The organism is Erwinia sp. LJJL01, from assembly GCF_047300805.2.
GTDB lineage: Bacteria > Pseudomonadota > Gammaproteobacteria > Enterobacterales > Enterobacteriaceae > Erwinia > Erwinia aphidicola.
In genome coordinates this window covers 417559-433674 of record NZ_CP178576.1, presented here as the reverse complement: position 1 = coordinate 433674, position 16116 = coordinate 417559, and the positions used below count along the sequence as shown (strand labels likewise).

The 16116-nt window shown below is 51.3% G+C and carries 12 protein-coding genes and 1 tRNA gene; 2 read left to right on the top strand and 11 right to left on the bottom strand.

The genetic code is table 11. From position 1 onward, the window contains the following. Positions 1-194: 194 nt before the first annotated feature. From ACLI4M_RS02750 to ACLI4M_RS02700, 11 genes are all read right to left on the bottom strand, one after another. On the bottom strand, positions 195-1418 hold the full coding sequence (locus tag ACLI4M_RS02750) for a pectate lyase family protein (protein WP_208864876.1): 1224 nt from the start codon (positions 1416-1418) through the stop codon (positions 195-197). A gap of 40 nt (positions 1419-1458) precedes the next feature. Beyond that, the gene (locus ACLI4M_RS02745) at positions 1459-2550 is read right to left on the bottom strand and encodes an SDR family oxidoreductase (RefSeq protein WP_133623145.1); all 1092 of its coding nucleotides are present in this window, start codon (positions 2548-2550) and stop codon (positions 1459-1461) included. Between the two features lie 40 nt (positions 2551-2590). Continuing rightward, positions 2591-3727 carry a Wzz/FepE/Etk N-terminal domain-containing protein gene (locus ACLI4M_RS02740; RefSeq protein WP_208864877.1) on the bottom strand — a complete coding sequence of 379 codons (1137 nt, stop codon included), beginning with the start codon at positions 3725-3727 and terminating at the stop codon, positions 2591-2593. Positions 3728-3746: 19 nt separating this feature from the next. Beyond that, positions 3747-4469: an ATPase gene (locus tag ACLI4M_RS02735; RefSeq protein WP_133623146.1), complete on the bottom strand. Its 723-nt coding sequence runs from the start codon at positions 4467-4469 to the stop codon at positions 3747-3749. Between the two features lie 6 nt (positions 4470-4475). Further along, positions 4476-5789 (bottom strand): ABC transporter permease, encoded by a 1314-nt coding sequence (locus tag ACLI4M_RS02730; RefSeq protein ID WP_166643164.1) that lies wholly within the window; start codon positions 5787-5789, stop codon positions 4476-4478. 2 nt (positions 5790-5791) lie between these two features. Continuing rightward, complete coding sequence (locus ACLI4M_RS02725) at positions 5792-6865, bottom strand: polysaccharide biosynthesis/export family protein (protein WP_166643165.1); 1074 nt, start codon at positions 6863-6865, stop codon at positions 5792-5794. Between the two features lie 114 nt (positions 6866-6979). After that, positions 6980-9013, bottom strand: a complete 2034-nt coding sequence (locus ACLI4M_RS02720; RefSeq protein ID WP_133623149.1) for a glycosyltransferase — start codon at positions 9011-9013, stop codon at positions 6980-6982. Then, positions 9010-11562, bottom strand: coding sequence for a tetratricopeptide repeat protein (locus ACLI4M_RS02715; RefSeq protein ID WP_166643166.1), 2553 nt, complete (start codon positions 11560-11562; stop codon positions 9010-9012). Before ACLI4M_RS02715 ends, ACLI4M_RS02720 begins: the two co-directional genes overlap by 4 nt. A 29-nt stretch (positions 11563-11591) precedes the next feature. After that, on the bottom strand, positions 11592-12872 hold the full coding sequence (locus ACLI4M_RS02710; protein ID WP_133623151.1) for a nucleotide sugar dehydrogenase: 1281 nt from the start codon (positions 12870-12872) through the stop codon (positions 11592-11594). A gap of 599 nt (positions 12873-13471) precedes the next feature. Continuing rightward, a tRNA-Arg gene (locus ACLI4M_RS02705) sits at positions 13472-13546 on the bottom strand. A gap of 70 nt (positions 13547-13616) precedes the next feature. Next, a complete protein-coding gene (locus ACLI4M_RS02700; protein WP_099755043.1) occupies positions 13617-14537 on the bottom strand; it encodes a formate/nitrite transporter family protein in 921 nt (306 codons plus the stop codon). Positions 14538-14783: 246 nt separating this feature from the next. Between ACLI4M_RS02700 and ccmA the strand changes: the two genes are divergently transcribed. Together ccmA and ccmB are read left to right on the top strand one after the other, a co-directional pair. Next, positions 14784-15401, top strand: a complete 618-nt coding sequence (gene ccmA / locus ACLI4M_RS02695; protein WP_133623152.1) for a cytochrome c biogenesis heme-transporting ATPase CcmA — start codon at positions 14784-14786, stop codon at positions 15399-15401. Beyond that, a complete protein-coding gene (gene ccmB / locus ACLI4M_RS02690) occupies positions 15401-16060 on the top strand; it encodes a heme exporter protein CcmB (RefSeq protein WP_133623153.1) in 660 nt (219 codons plus the stop codon). Before ccmA ends, ccmB begins: the two co-directional genes overlap by 1 nt. Positions 16061-16116: the final 56 nt, after the last annotated feature.

Below are 16116 nucleotides of genomic sequence, written 5' to 3'. Positions count from 1 at the left end.
TCTCAAGGAGTTAAGACTGCTAAATAAATAACCCGATTGGTTTTTTAACTTACTTTATTGCATCCTGTCTATTTATCTCTAAGGATGTATGTTATGGAGTGTTTGGCTATCAGGTCGTAAAAAGATAGTGCTGGCAAAACAGATTCGTGCGTTAACTGGCCCAATTCCAGAGGGTAGATTTATTGACTTGTTTTTTACCTGCTGCGCGCCTTACTGCTTAATGCGGCCTCTGAATCGTTAGATGTATTGCCCGCAAGCCGTCGAATTCGATCTAACAATGCTAAAGACGGCTGTTCATAATCGTAATTATAAGGTGGCTGAGGCACACGATCTGCGCGAAAGTTATTGAGCACCTGACGGGCATCCGCCAGGTAAAGATTGTCTCTGACCTTTAAAAAAGCCTTTACGCTATGTCTATAACCATATCGTTTTTTTGTCCGCTCATAACTTCGCCGATCTGATTTACCATTTTCCAGTGCGCTCCTGGCAGGTGCGCTTTTAATATACTGACAGTATCTGGCGTTAACCCCCTCAACCGTCGGAAAGAATTTGGGTTCTTTACAAGGTCTTTTGGCGCGGTTGATGAAGATATTTCCTTCAATCAATGCTCGGGCTTCAAGACTAAAACTCATACCGTAAAAATCCCAGTTCTCCAGTGCGTTGTTATAAAGATGGAATGTGCCAAATTGCGCTCGTGGATTGCGCTGTACCGTATTGAAGAAATAGTTGTGGTGCAGCGTGACGCGGGCCTGTGAGTCGCGATGATAATGTTCGAACAGGTTGGTCGACGTGATGTTATTGAGCAGCATGACCTTGTCGTCATCATGGAAGCGGGTCCATGACACTGTGACGTCCGTAGCACCATTTTTGACGTTGAGCAGCCGGTCGGAAAAACGGGACAGATCGAGATGATCGATCCAGACATTGTGCGAAAAATTTGCGATATTGATGGCTTGTGAGAAGGTGCGTAATCTCCCGTCGATCGTCAGATGAGTGACGATGACATTATGACTGTGATAGATACCTAACCCATAATCCAGCAATTTCACGCGTTTATCTCGGCCGTCAATGGTCACATTGGAAGGCACCCGAATCTGTGAATGAAGCCTGATCGTCATGTCGGACGCAAAACGTACCCAGAGAGGGACATTCGAGTCATGTGCCTGTTTGAGGATATCTCGCAGTGTCCCCGGACCGCTATCTGCCATTGATGTTACCTGCACAACGTCCCCCTTTACGCCTCCCTCCGTCATGCGACCATATCCCTGTCGTTGTTTCAGAAGAGAGTTCACGAACGCACAATCCTCTAATGCCCTGTCGCACAGTTCGGGTAGATGGGGGGAGGCCTGGGATATCGGTTCAAAAATACCGATCGCACTGCCCATCCCCAGTAGCGTAACAGATGCACGCGCAAGCATGCGTTGAACCCGACGGCATGCCCCCCCATTCATTCCATGCTTAGTCATGCTTGATACGCTTATCAATGAGTAAGCGCACGTACCATGGCAAGGTTTCTCTCATGCCTGCTTTCAGATCCAGAAGAGGTACATAGCTCAGCTCGCTCTGAGCTTTAGATATATCAGCCTGAGAATGGTGCACGTCGCCCGGCCGTAGGGCTTTATAGCGTGGTTGCCGGCTATACTCAAAGCCCAGCAATTTCATATTATTGCTGATGATCTCGAATAGCTGGTTAAGGGTGGTTCTCTCGCCAACAGCGACATTATAAATCGTGCTCACTCCCGGCCTATATTGCAACGCAGCGCGAAGATTGGCTTGCACGACATTGCCGATATGACAAAAGTCCCGACTGGTCTCGCCATCACCAAATATTTCGACATCTTGCTGACCAAGTATTGCGGAGATCCATTTAGGGATGACTGCTGCATAGGCGCCTGCCGGGTCCTGGCGCGCGCCAAAAACATTAAAGTAGCGTAACCCGGTCGCGCCAAAACCATAGGTTCGCGCATAGACTCCGGCATAAATTTCGCTAATTAGCTTGGTTGCTGCGTAAGGTGACAAAGGCTGACCTATGCGATCCTCACGCTTGGGCAAATTTGGCTCATCACCATAGGTCGAACTGGATGCGGCATAAACGAAGCGACGTACCTGTGCACATCGTGCAGCATCAAGCATGTTTATGAAACCTGTGATGTTAACCTCATGGCTTGTCACCGGGTCATCCACCGAACGCGGAACAGAGCCCAGGGCTGCCTGATGCAACACGTAATCAATCTGCCTGACCGCTCTGCTACAGTGGTTGTAGTTTCTGATATCGGCTTCAATAAAACTAAAACGGCGCCAGCGCTCGGCCCCCACGCGATCCCTGACTTCATCCAGGTTATGCTGGTGTCCGGTTGAGAAATTATCCAAACCACGCACGTCCTGTCCAAGCATCAGCAGCGTCTCTACAAGGTTGGAACCAATAAATCCTGCGGCTCCGGTTATTAGCCAGTGACAACGTTGTGCCAGTAACTTTGCGCACAATGCCTGCTGGGTAGGGTGCTGTGCCCAGGCGGGCAACAGAGAATTTTGGTTAATCGCTATTTTCATATCAGAATCCTTTGAATGAAGAATAAAAGCATGGCAATGCTCATCTAAAGCGCAATGCGCGTGATATTCCTGCAGCAATCCGATAAATGAAGATCAGTAATAAACCCACCACCAGAGCTTCTGACAGGATGATGGATGCATTGGGGCTGTCAGGGCGAACGCCAGGCTCAGGGTTGACGACGATGCTAAGATAGCGGCGTAACCGCAGCGTACTGATGAACGACTGATGATAATTCTGGCGTGCGGTGACAAGATTAGCGTCCGCAAACTGCTGTGCATTCTTGAGGACCTCATAGGTTTTCATCCGATTGACTTCGGAATCTCCCAAACCACTCAGATGCTGGCGAATGTCGACCAGTCGCTTTTGTAACGCGTTTACCTCTGTTTGCGCTGCCTGCATCATTGGATGATGGGAATTGCCCAGTGCACGAATTTTGTAAAGATTGATGTAGGCAGTATTGAGTTCGCCTTCAAGTTGAGCGATCAGCGTGAGTCGCATTGCCGCATCTGCGGCCGGATCGATATCGCCGTTTGTGATACGCCAGCTCGTCAGTTTCTCTCTAGCATGCCGGGCCTGTTGTTCGGCCAGAGTGACTGCTTGTTGGGAAACTTTCAGCGCATCGGCAATGCCTTTTTCATCCATGTTGTGGACGAATTGCTGGGCCAGCTCCAGCAAAAAAAGCGAAATTATTCGCGCATCGTTTGGCGAAAAAGCGCTGATCCTCATCAGGTTGAGCTGCTCGAGCATGTTGTAGGAGACATTTATCATTGATTGATAGGCCTCATACAGTGCATCGTCATCGGCCTCAGGCATCAGTCTGTTCACCGGGTCGCGTGTGGTGTTAGTGAGATAGCGACGCAGTCCAATTTTCCTGTCAAGCTGATGCATGGCATCACGTGAATTCAGAAAGCTGTTAACAGCCCAACCGTCCACTAAACCATTTGCAGCGCTGCCGCCCGTTGAAATCAGGCTGGTGGCGTTGTCAGGTGAGGAGTCGCTTTGCTGGTCATTGGCACGCACCGAAAAGCTAGACTCTGCGGTGTAGCGCGGCGTCGCCAAATTCGTCAGATACAGCGTTGCCAGCAGAACGGGGAGTAAAAGTAATGTTGCGATAACCCAACGCTCCCTGCGCAGCTTGCGCAAAGCGTCGGCCCGGAGGCGGTGCTGATAAGTCACTTCCTCTTGCGAGTGGGTCTTAATACATGAAGGGGCCTCCTGCGGAGGAGCTGAAGTTGAATGCGTCGATTGACTGTGCAGAGGCGTCGCTGCTGTTTTGCCTTGCGGGGAATTTTCCGATGCAATCTGTGAGGTTTTCTTCGATGCGGAGTCCATTTCGCTCATAGATCATTGCCTTCGTACAATAGTCCGTCATCTGCGAATGACGATAAGTGGAAAATATCAACGTGCGATTTGCCAGCCGCTTCTCAAACAGCGTTCGCCATAATCTTGTAAAACGGCAAGGCTGAAATGGCATTGCTCCATCAACCAGGTAGATATCGAAATCGGGTATCAGGGCTAATGCAAAAGAAAACTCCTGTCGCATAAAAACCGGCCAGTCAGCCATTGGCCTGGAAAGGTACTCAGGGTTGGTCATCAAGTCGGCTAACCAGTCGACCGAAGCGTGCACATCCAGGCCGTACAGGTTGCAGACAAGCTGCACCATTTTCAGTCCTGAGCCTTTGCCACGGATGAAGCCCTGGCGGCCCATCGGCCATGAAACCAGACCGCGATGCTGTACCAGACCGCGCAGTGGCGGGCGAATTCCGCCTAGCACGTCTAACAGCGGACGATGACATTCAGGTGTGGTTGAAAGCAACGCATAGCGGTCGCGTGCAATCACCAGATCAACATTCGATAACAGCAGTTTTCTTTCGCCAAAAATGCGCGGGCGATCGGTAACACCAGTCAGATGGATCATTGTTCCTCACATTGGCTGTACATTGCAGCGCAACAGACGTTCAGCGAGCAAGCTAATGGCGACCAGGAGCATCATCATGATTAAAAAATAGCTAAGGCTTGCATCTTGTGATGTGTAGTTCTCGAAATAAGCTTGCCGTATTAACTGCATGCCGTGTGCAAAGGGCGACCACAAAAAATATCGCCGATAGGCTTCAGGCAACTGTTCTGAAACAAGAAAGACACTGGAAAACACCTGAAGGAAACGCTCGATAACAGCAGAAAAACGCAGGAAATAGGGCCAGATTGAGGCGATGCTGCCAAACAGGATACCGATTGAGGTTGCCCCCAACGCCATCATCAGCACATATAAAAGAACCAGCATCCACCGATCGGGCGGTGTGATAAGGTTCAGATAAGCCCCGGCAGACAGCAGCACCAGATATACCACCAGATAGATACCGAGATGGATCAGCGCATAAGCCAGAGAACACAGCAGTGGCGTAATGACAGTCAAATGAACTAATACGCGCGATGCGACATAGTTGGTACTGCTGCGAAAGACGATCTGCCGAACCATAATCCACGTAATCGCACCCAACAGTGCGAATGTCGCGACATCCATACCCAAAATATAGCGAACGCCTGTCAGGAAATAGGGCGTTGAGATCAAGCCAAGCAGTAAGACAGGTCCAAGCATTGCCCACAGTAACGCCACCCGACTTTCATTGTGAATAACATGCAGAAGAAAACAGATCAAAGGCATCAGTGTGGTTGGCCACGAAGCACCACGCTCCAGCGGGCGTAGCTGTTGAGCGGCATGAATGCGATCCATGCGTATGCCCAGTGACGAACACTGCCCGGCCTCTGGAGGGGCGAGTAACTCAGCCGCAGATGCGGTGGAATTTGCTGCACGCGCAGCCCGACTCTTTTTCTGTGCAACCCTTATGGCATGGCCTGCCTCCAGCCGTTGGTAATCTCGCTCAAGATCTGTTGACTGAAAACCCTCAGCCAGCACGTCAACGCCAGCCCGGATATCCTGTTCGAGATAGCGCATGATCATGCGTAGCTGGCGGTAGCGAACATTTACAAGCGCATCCTCAGCGCCAAGACGGGTGAGGCCACTTTTCTGCCCGGTCTGGATCGCCTCGTAGATTGCGCGTCGTTGACCGATCGTGGCATGTGGCAGACGCGCCAGCGAGCTCAGGAATATCGCCAATGAAACTTCAAGCGGTTCCAGCTCTATGCTCGTGGCGGCATCAACCTGCTGACGCAATAAATCAAGGTCGGTATCAGCAGACACCGCTGTTGGTTGTTTTATCTTCTCAAGATTGATATCCACTCTCATTGCCCTATGTTCGTGGCAGAGCGAACGGAACCCAGCGTTGGGCTGAAAACAGAAAGTACTTTCTGCAGTTGGGTAAATGGTGCGTCCGAAATGTAAATCTGGTCACCTTCGTGTACCACGAAGTGGCTGGCAAGGGCCATCTGCTCCGGCCGCGTAAAATCAAATTGATAGACAACTGGCCGTGCTTCCGTTCCTGAAGCGAAGCTATCTGCATCCGGTGTGTGCATCAGGAAAACAGCACTAGGGTTGGCCAGGCTGTCGTTCAGGCCACTGGCATCACCAAGTGCATCGGCCACGCTATAGTTACGTTTACTCAGCCTGAGACGTTTTTGCCCGGTGGCGGCGCCCAATACAGTGAAATATTGGGTAACGTTGTGTACAACGACAACATCCCCTGGCTGTAACGCAATGTTCTGAGCCGGATTACGATAGATATCGGCCAAATGAACAGAGCCCGACTCCCCGGAGCGTTGCACCGCGATCGCCATTTGTTCAGGATTACGCTGATCCGGTGCGGCCTGGGCAAGTAACCCGCTCAATCTTCGCGTTGCCTGATTGAGCGGATATGCGCCAGATTTAGATAAGTCGCCCTGTGCGATGACCATCTGGCCACTCCGTGACCCGGGCTGTACGTTCACATCGGAAGCAATCACGATGCCGCGTAGATGTCGCATGATGGCAGCGCGTAATTGTGCGATGGTGAGTCCTTTTGCCGGAATGTTTCCCACATATGGCAGATAGATTGTCCCCTCGCTGTCAAGGATCAGTTCTCCCAGATCGGCCCTGCCGTTGGTGTCCGGCATAAACAGTTGCAGGCCGTCTCTTTCCCAAAGGCTGACAATGACACTATCTCCCGGGGCCAAATGAGTGAGGTCGGTTTCCTGTGCAACGAGAAAACTTTCGGGAAAGCTGGCATGTTGCGCATCGCGGCTGGCTGCTGCGAGTGATGGCGTCACCGGCAGCAGTTGGATGCCTCCCTGGTTGTGAGACTTTTCTACCTCACTGAGTAGGGGGCCACTGCGTGGTAAGCCACACCCCTGTAGTGTCGTGCAGGCCAGGAGTACCAACATCAGTGTCTCCTTAACGCGTATCTTCCTCATACCATCCTCCCTGAAGCGCATCGTTTTTTCCTGCAGCATCATCCTGAAATGAATAAGCGTAACCTCAGCGAAAAGCAGAGATTTCTATACCGTAGTCAGCGCGCCATGCATGACTGAAGAGCGACATAAATCGATGAACGTATCGCGCATGGCGTTGACAGCAAACAGCTTACGTGCGCGTGCTTTTGCCATTTCGCGCACCTCAGCATTGGAATGGAGGCTATCCACCAGCAATGAAATTTTGTCGCAGGCTTCATCAAGATCGGGATTCTCTGCCCGAGAGAGCAGATGTCCGGTCACTCCATCAACAAAGCATTCTCCAGAGCCACCGGCGGGTGTTGACACGGTTAACACGCCCAACAGCTGCGCCTCAATGAGCACATTCGGTAATCCTTCATACAATGAAAGGAGTACCTTTACGTCCATTTTCGAATACCAGAATCCGACGTGACGGGATAATCCCACCAGAAGCACATGCTGGTGGATCCCCAGTTCGTTCACTAAATTACGTGTGCTTTCCAGTAATCGCCCATCGCCTACCATGACAAAGCGTGCATTTGGGCGACGCTGCAAATAGTGATGTGCCAGCCTGACCCATATGAGTGGCTGCTTATCGGGTTCATGGCGAAACACTCCGCCGATGGTTTCGGTGGCATCCTTTGTTTGTTGCGAAAATTCCTGCCATTTGCTTTCCTCCTGGGCCGGAGCGACGATTGCTGGCACTGGCACACCGTTATAAAGAATATGGAAACGTTCGACAGGCAAATCCAGCCACTGAGCGTATTCCCGGGCAATCACCTTGCTGTTACTCATAAAACAGACACCCGGAATTTCAGCCAGCGCCTGGTAAAGTAAACGATACTCAGGTTTGTAGCGTGCGCCACGCAGATTAGGTGGCAGGCCGCGAAACACCAGATGAATGACGGGCACGCCCGCCAGTAACGCAGCCAGCGCGCCAAAGAAACAGGTTCCGTCCTGCCACAGGCTGGCAACATCAAAACGATGTTCAAGAAGATACGGATACAGACGTGTTAAGCCATAACGCACCTGAGCCGGGAGATGATCCAGTAGTCTGAGAAAATCAGGATCGCCGTTTGTTAAAGCGAACAGGTTATTCACTGGCAGATTGTTTATCTCTGTCACTTTGATTCCAGCGTCAAGGAGGTCATGGAGAAAAAAATCCAGCTGCTTATGTGTGTTCGTTTCTGCAACCGTTGCGGTATAGCGCTTGACGATGACATTGATGAGAAGTGGATGTTGAAGCGGGTATTCGGCCCCTTCATGTCGTTCGCGGGGAGACGTCAGGCAGCAGGCCAGTCTGGCCAACTGGCGTTCGGCTCCCCCGGGTCCGAGGCTTCCTGTGATCAAGGCGATGCGTGATGGTTGCGCCTTCCCTGCGACAATTTCCCGATAACGGAAATGGAGCAATGCATGCTTGAGTGACAGCATCGAGATGTGCTGCCCGACAATACTGCCGCTGGGCTCAAGCCGACAGAAAAAGTCGTAGTCATCCATGAGCCGAATATTGAAGTCTCCGATCGGGCTATCCGGATCCTGACCCTCAGCTACTGGAGCGAGCACCTCAATCGCTTCATACAACAAACCGCGCTTGTGCAAATTTTTGGCGAATCGTACCCGTATGGTCGGATGATCATAGCGGTCAATCAGTTTAAGAAACAGGGTATCTGACCTGTCGTACAGATGGGCATCCACCATTATCCCTGCGCGTGCCAGGGCAGAGTGCATATCTTCCATATTTTCTGGCAGATGTTGGTCAATCAGCGCGGGGATTTCCCCTTTACGCTGCGCCTTCATCAGGTAACGGACATAGAGACGTAAAAGAGCAGGATCCTGTGGGCAATTGAGCAAAAGCGCAGCCCATTGCTCGCTCAAACCTCCGCTGTCTCCCGTTCGCTCCCTGATTTGCAGCCAAAACGCTTGTACCTTAGTGTCATTACGATACCTGTTCGCCAGATTTTCAGCCTCTTCCAGATGACGATGCGCGGTATCACTTGTAAGGCAAAGCTTAAGTATTTCTGCCAGACGAGCACGCGTATTTTCAAGCTCGTGGAGCGGCGCAATATGCAGATCCGAAACTAATTTGTTCGATTCATTCATAGTGGTTGATCCATTACCAACTCAGCGTGGGAACATGGGCTATCGAAAGCAGGAAAAATGGAAACCGTTGGCATAAAAGTATCAGGCTGTTTTTTGCGCTGCGCACGGTCAATCCACAAATGACACTTATTGATGTTGGCATCGATCAACTCTGGTTTTTCAGAGTGCGCCCGTAATAAAGACCAGTAGTGCAGGGCTTCGGTAAATCGGTGGGTTCGCATTGCCCCCGTCGCGGCGGCTTTAAGTCCTACCGTATCATCGGGTGCAAAACGCAGGATCGTTTCGCCAATCATCAGGCGCTCAGAGACATTGTCAGGTGCCAGTGACTTAAGCCTGGAATAGAGTGACGAAATCACGCGTTTTTTCTCCCGTGAGACCGCCGGGTTATCCGCATCAACATTTTCAGCGCGTTTGAGCAGCTCCCATGCTTTGTCATATTCGCCTTGCGTCAACATCTCACGCGCCACACGTGTCAGGCGACTCTCCAATCGGGGAATCTGCCGCTTTGCTTCATCGCTTACCCATGCCTCAGTCGGATGACTTCCTAGCAACTCCTGATAGGTGTCAATGGCTTCTTCGATATGTTCTCCGCTGCGTGCGGCAGTACGCGCCAATAAAACCTTCGCCACGACGGTCGCGTCTTCTTCGCTGGCGGCCCGTCTCAAGTACAGCAACGCTGTTGTGATGTCTCCCTGCGCATACGCCGCCCGGCCCGTGAAACTATTAAGTTCGGGAAAACTTGTCAGAGTCTGGCTAGCGATAAGTGAGATCTCCATGACCTCTTCATAACGTTTTTGCTGGAAGGCACGGCGTATATCAACGCGCATCTTCTGTTCCAGTGAACGCCGTGCACGTCTGAGCGTATTGTTGATTGCAGGTAGACAGGCTCGTGCCTGAATATTATCCGCAGCTTTTAGCAGCTCCCCTTCATCAAGCTGGCTCATACCCTCCTGCAACCATTTGCCAGCTTGATTTTTGATCCATGTCGTTACCCCAGGGTCATGGCTCTCAGGTAGTGCATGCGCTACGACGAGTAACGCTGCCGGCAGGGCAAAACCCTGTTCAGCAGTGCGGCATGTCAGATTGAAGGCCTCCTGTTCGCTCAAAACGACGGGTCGGGATGCAAGTTCGAGCAGGCCCGCCCGATCTGCCTCTGCCAGCCGTTGGTTCCACAACACAACAAAACAGGGACCATGCGTTGGCAGTACCTCAAGCACTTTTTCTACCCAGTCAAGCACAGCATCTTTATCTGCCATCGCTTCCAGCAGGCTCAACACTGCCTGAGCAGCTTCGGCTTTGTCATCGCTCAGGCGAAACAGCTGCTTCCACTCACCGAGCGCAGCAGTATGCTCGCCAAGATGCGTTGCCGAAACTGCACAGACATGCATAATTTCCAGCGTGACGGTTTCATCTGACAGCAACGCTTGCGCGCACAAACGGGCCTCGCGATATTGACCTATTCTGAAATAGGCCCGCATTAGCATCAGATCGTTTTTTTCATCATTGGTGTCGCCCTGCTCTTTGGCCGACTGCAGATGACGGATGGCATTCTCAAAGTCGCCCAGTTCATACTGCATGCGCCCGAGCAGAATACGGTGACGACGTGAGGCGAATTGATTACGCAAAGCCTCATGTAATTGTCGTGAGGCACTAAGGTGCTTTCCGGCGTTCCATAGAGCCTCGATTTCGGCAAGCTGGCTCTCTTCGGGTGAGGGCACATCATGAAAAGTCGAGGCATCGAGTCGCGGCAAGACAAAAATTTTGTACCAGTCTTCACCCAGCCGCTCATTAAACAGATCGGTATAGTGCGCTAAATCCAGCCCGTCATTGGCAATGGCGTTGATCTGCCCGAGCCGGCGCATTAACGGTGTTGGGTCATAGCAGGCGACGTCCAGGTGCTTACCCTTCTCACGCACCAACTTGATCAGTGCGCTTCGCCGATTAATGACAGCACTGTCTGCGGTACAAGCGTTAACATGTGTGACAAACACCAGCTTATCGCGGCCGATGATTTGTGTGATTTCTTCCATATCGCGTGCAATCTCATCGTCAGCAAGATTTCGCCTTTGGATGCGGGCAAGAAGTTCACGATCGTCCGACGACAGGCGCTGAAACACCGGCATTTCCTCAAGGACTTTACGTCGGGCGTTGATCTGATCATCTCCCGCCATTGACCAGAACAACTTTGCGCGCTCACTGTTGGCAAAGAAATCACTGAAATAGCGATAGGTATAATTACACTGGATCGGTTGATCATCGATGTAATGCAGCTTGTTTGATGAAATCTCCACCATATAGATATCTGCTTGATGGTGAGGGGTTAAGACAAAACTGGCAGATGTACCTGGCCGGAAAATAAGTGGTTTTATATCGTCGGAAAATTTTTTTTCTCCTTTCATAAAATGTAACTGCTGCAGTGCTTCGGTGCTGGTATGGATATAACCATAGTTGCGCCCATGCTCTAACGCTATTGGATAGTGCTGAGTGCAGATACGCAAAGGCTGATGGATACGGCAGGTTCCTATCGGACAAATACTCAGGGAAGTCATAGGATGATTACTCCATGTTGAACCAGGTATTACAGCGTCCAGTGAAGAATGTCTGAACGTAACCGGGACGGTTCCAGTACTGAACGGAGGTCGCATAACACGCCACCTTTCGCCACCATTTGATCGAGCCTTCGATAAATGAGTTTCACCGACTGGGTATGGGGAACGGCGAGTATCAGCATGTCGAGGTCTATCAGTAACGAAGGGTCAACTAAAGTCATCCCGTATGCGCGCTCCGTCTGAATTGGGTCGGCAAGAGGGTCGCTTACCAGTGAATTGACGCCATAACGTCCTAACTCTCTATAAAGATCGATGACTTTCGAGTTGCGAATATCTGGCACATTTTCCTTAAACGTGATGCCAACAATACCGACACGAGTTGACGATGCGAGCCGCTTGCTACAGGCCAAAATTTGGATCAGTCTGGAGGCAACGTGCTCAGCCATGCTGTCGTTAATATGCCGTCCTGCCAGGATGACTTCGGGATGATAGCCATATTGCTGAGCCTTAGATGTCAGATAGTAAGGGTCTACGCCAATACAGTGCCCTCCCACTAAACCTGGTGTGAAATGCATGAAGTTCCACTTCGTACCCGCAGCCTTTAGCACGTCAGAAGTATTTATTTTTATCAGTGCGCAAATCTTAGATATTTCATTCATCAAGGCTATATTAATATCGCGCTGGGTATTTTCTAAGACTTTTGCAGCTTCAGCCACTTTGATTGATGAAGCGCGAAAAACGCCAGCTTCGACCACGGTTTCATAGACGCTGGCGATTCGCTCCAGCGTATCCTCATCCTGGCCTGCTACCACCTTTATAATTTTTTCGAACGGGTGTTCAGTATCACCTGGATTAATTCTCTCAGGGCTGTAGCCAATTTTGAAATGAATACCACAACGAAGCCCCGAACTTTTTTCCAGTTCAGGAGCACAGATTTCCTCCGTGGCACCCGGATATACTGTCGACTCAAAAACAACCGTACTTCCTTGTGTCAGCACCGAGCCTATCAAACGACTCGCCTCTTTCAACATGGTAAAATCTGGCGCGCAGCGTTCATCTATTGGGGTTGGTACTGCGACGATAAAAAAATCGAAATCTTTAATATCTTCTATCTTATCAGTGAGTTGAAGTGTTGAGTGAGCGAGTATTTCTTGACTAACTTCCCCAGTCCAATCATTAAAGTCCCGTAAATGACTTATCCGCTCGGTGTCTACGTCAAAACCCATCACATTAAAATGTTGAGCAAGTGCTACAGCAACAGGCAGGCCAACATATCCTAACCCGCATACAGCGATATTCTGAACATTCATAACGAAATCCTTAAAAAGTTATCCTAATTTGATATGAACAATACGTGATTTTTTCTACAGCTAATAAGCTATAGTTTTTTTATTAATTTCACTCCTGATTCTTACTGGTAAGAGCCAGTGTCCGGTTATTTAGGGTGGGGTGGTGGTTAGTTTATAATCATTGAATCGATCGATTTAAATAGATATTTATCGATAATCATTAAATTTTCAGGATTCTGCGGGAAGTTAAGCCTCTGGTGGTGATTTTACTAAAATCAATAAAACCATTTTCAATATGTATCTTCAATGTTATCAAGATATAGTGTTTATTGCAGGTTGAAATTTAGGTGAAATATACATTTTTTATAAGCGTAAGTCAGGCGAGGTTTTATGAAAAAATTAAGCGTCTTTACGAGGTTTTAATTCCAATATGCAACAATATATTAAACAGGAAAAATATCTTACGGAATTATTGATTCTGCGAATCAATAACTTAAGCACTACTTTTTTTAACCGTTGTGGAGCATGTTTGCCAACGAACCATCGCGAAAGAGTGTCTTAAGTTGAGCCTGACTTTTAAGCGTTTTTGCGAACCACGAAGGAGGGGGCGAACTGTGAAATGGTGTCCCCTGCAGGAATCGAACCTGCAACTAGCCCTTAGGAGGGGCTCGTTATATCCATTTAACTAAGGGGACCGCGGCGCGCAGTATAACGCAATTATCGCCGCGGATTAACCAGTTACCTGACTGACTGCGCGTTTAACCATCAATCCGCGCAATCCTTCTTCTCTTTATGCTGCTTACGCTTCGCCTCGGCCTGCGCTTTAGCTTTGGCCTCGGTGCTCATATCGTTGCGGATCTGCGCGTGGCTGATCAGGGCAAAGATAAAGGTGCCGCCGATGATATTACCCGCCAGCGTCGGCAGGGCAAAGGGCCAGATAAACTGCTGCCACGGGATCTCACCGTTGAACACCAGATAGAAGATCTCTACCGAACCCACCACGATATGCGCCAGGTCGCCGAGCGCTACCAGCCAGGTCATCAGGATAATAATCCAGATTTTCGCGCCGCCAGCGGAAGGGAACATCCATACCATAGTGGCGATAATCCAGCCGGATACCACCGCATTGGCAAACATCTCTCCCGGCGTATTCTCCATCACTTTCTGACTGATGCTGACAAAGGCGCTGCGCACCGCATCGTCAAAAATGGGCATATGGGTAAAGGCCAGCGCCGCCAGCGCGGTACCTACCAGGTTCCCGACCAGAACCAGCCCCCAAAGGCGCAGCAGCAGCAGCAGGTTACTGCCGCTAGGTTTATGCATTATCGGCAGCACGGCCGTCACGGTGTTTTCAGTAAACAGCTGCTGGCGCGCCATAATGACGATAATAAAGCCGAAGGTGTAGCCGAGGTTTTCCAGCAGAAAACCACCGGGCACGTCGTGCAGATTGGCCTGAAAGATCCCTTTTGCCATCAGCGATGCGCCCATCGACAGCCCGGCCGCGATGGCGGAAAACAGCAGCGCCAGCCCATCACGCTCTAACTCCTTCTCACCTTCCTGGCGGATCTGTTCATGGACCGCAGCAGCGCGTGAGGGCAACGCCTCCTCATCCACCTCGATCTCTTCGCCCTGTTCGCTCTCTTCGCTCTCAACCTGATTTTCAGTCTCTTTTTGTGTGTTATCCATTTTTCCCCCCAGTAATAAAGTGTCCTGATAAGCGTAGCGGGTATTGTCGCTAAAAAGTGAAATGTAAGTAGATTTTATAAGAAGAGTAACAAAGCTTTAACCGCAGCGATGTTTTCAGCTGTTTTTGTGCGCTTTACGGCGTACAGAGCCGCAAAACCGCGCCGGGCGCGACCTGCCGCGTTTCAGCGAACGTAAAGCCTGTGGTACTATTCGCCATCAAATTTAACAAAGTGTGATCTTCCTCCCATGCTGGCAGCCAGAAATCTGACATGTGTTCGCGACGAAAGGGCGCTGTTTCGCAATCTCAGCTTTACCGTTGCGGCGGGTGAAATTGTGCAGGTTGAAGGGGCGAATGGGGCAGGGAAAACCTCACTGCTGCGAATTCTTGCCGGCCTCAGCCGGGCGGAGCAGGGAGAGATCCTCTGGCAGCAGGAAAGCATCCAGCGCCAGCGCGAAAGCTATCATGCCAGCCTGCTCTACCTCGGCCATCAGCCGGGGGTGAAGGCGGTGCTGACGCCGTTTGAAAATCTCAGTTTCTGGCATGCCGAACGTACGGCGGATGAGCTGTTTCAGGCGCTTGAGCAGGTTGACCTCACCGGTTATGAAGATGTGCCCGTCGCAGCCCTTTCCGCCGGGCAGCAGCGGCGCGTGGCGCTGGCGCGGCTGTGGCTGAGCCAGGCCGCACTGTGGATCCTCGATGAGCCGCTGACGGCAATCGATAAATCCGGCGTGGAGAAACTGATGGCGCTGTTTGTGCAGCACGCAGAGCAGGGCGGGGCAGTGATCCTCACAACCCATCAGGATCTGCCAGGGGCCGCTCAGCGCGTCAGCCGTATTCGTCTCACTTACGCAGGGGAGCCGTGATGTTCTGGCGCGTACTCAAGCGTGAACTGCGCATTGCCTTTCGCAGCGGCGCGGAGATTATCAATCCGCTGTGGTTTTTCCTGATTGTGATTACCCTGTTTCCACTCGGCATCGGCCCGGAGCCGCAGCTGCTGGCGCGAATTGCCCCCGGGATTGTCTGGGTTGCGGCGCTGCTCTCCTCGCTACTGGCGCTGGAAAGACTGTTTCGCGATGATTTTCTCGATGGTTCGCTGGAACAGCTGCTGCTGCTGCCCGCACCGCTGCCGATAACGGTTTTGGGCAAGGTGGCGGCGCACTGGATCGTCACCGGCCTACCGCTGCTGCTGCTGTCGCCGCTGGTGGCGCTGCTGCTGTCGCTGGATTTTGCCAGCTGGCGGGCGGTAGCTCTGACCCTGCTGCTGGGGACACCCACCCTGAGCTTCCTCGGTGCCATTGGCGTCGGGCTGACGGTCGGGCTGCGGCGCGGTGGCGTATTGCTGAGTTTACTGGTGCTGCCGCTGGCGGTACCGGTGCTGATTTTTGCCAGTGCGGCGATTGATGCTGCCGGGATGGGCTTGCCGATTGATGGTTACCTGGCCATTCTCGGCGCGCTGCTGGTGGGGAGCGCCACGCTGGCGCCGTTTGCCACCGCAGCAGCTTTACGGGTAAGCGTGCACTAAACGGCTAACAGAGACCGGTGCGCGCGGCAGTTCCGATGCAGATACCAGAACGATTT

Bases quoted from the DNA above. Each gene is read 5' to 3' on its own strand.
- ACLI4M_RS02750 (WP_208864876.1), bottom strand. From the start codon at position 1,418: ATGCTTGCGCGTGCATCTGTTACGCTACTGGGGATGGGCAGTGCGATC.
- ACLI4M_RS02745 (WP_133623145.1), bottom strand. From the start codon at position 2,550: ATGAAAATAGCGATTAACCAAAATTCTCTGTTGCCCGCCTGGGCACAG.
- ACLI4M_RS02735 (WP_133623146.1), bottom strand. From the start codon at position 4,469: ATGATCCATCTGACTGGTGTTACCGATCGCCCGCGCATTTTTGGCGAA.
- ACLI4M_RS02725 (WP_166643165.1), bottom strand. From the start codon at position 6,865: ATGTTGGTACTCCTGGCCTGCACGACACTACAGGGGTGTGGCTTACCA.
- ACLI4M_RS02720 (WP_133623149.1), bottom strand. From the start codon at position 9,013: ATGAATGAATCGAACAAATTAGTTTCGGATCTGCATATTGCGCCGCTC.
- ACLI4M_RS02715 (WP_166643166.1), bottom strand. From the start codon at position 11,562: ATGACTTCCCTGAGTATTTGTCCGATAGGAACCTGCCGTATCCATCAG.
- ACLI4M_RS02710 (WP_133623151.1), bottom strand. From the start codon at position 12,872: ATGAATGTTCAGAATATCGCTGTATGCGGGTTAGGATATGTTGGCCTG.
- ACLI4M_RS02700 (WP_099755043.1), bottom strand. From the start codon at position 14,537: ATGGATAACACACAAAAAGAGACTGAAAATCAGGTTGAGAGCGAAGAG.
- ccmA (WP_133623152.1), top strand. From the start codon at position 14,784: ATGCTGGCAGCCAGAAATCTGACATGTGTTCGCGACGAAAGGGCGCTG.
- ccmB (WP_133623153.1), top strand. From the start codon at position 15,401: ATGTTCTGGCGCGTACTCAAGCGTGAACTGCGCATTGCCTTTCGCAGC.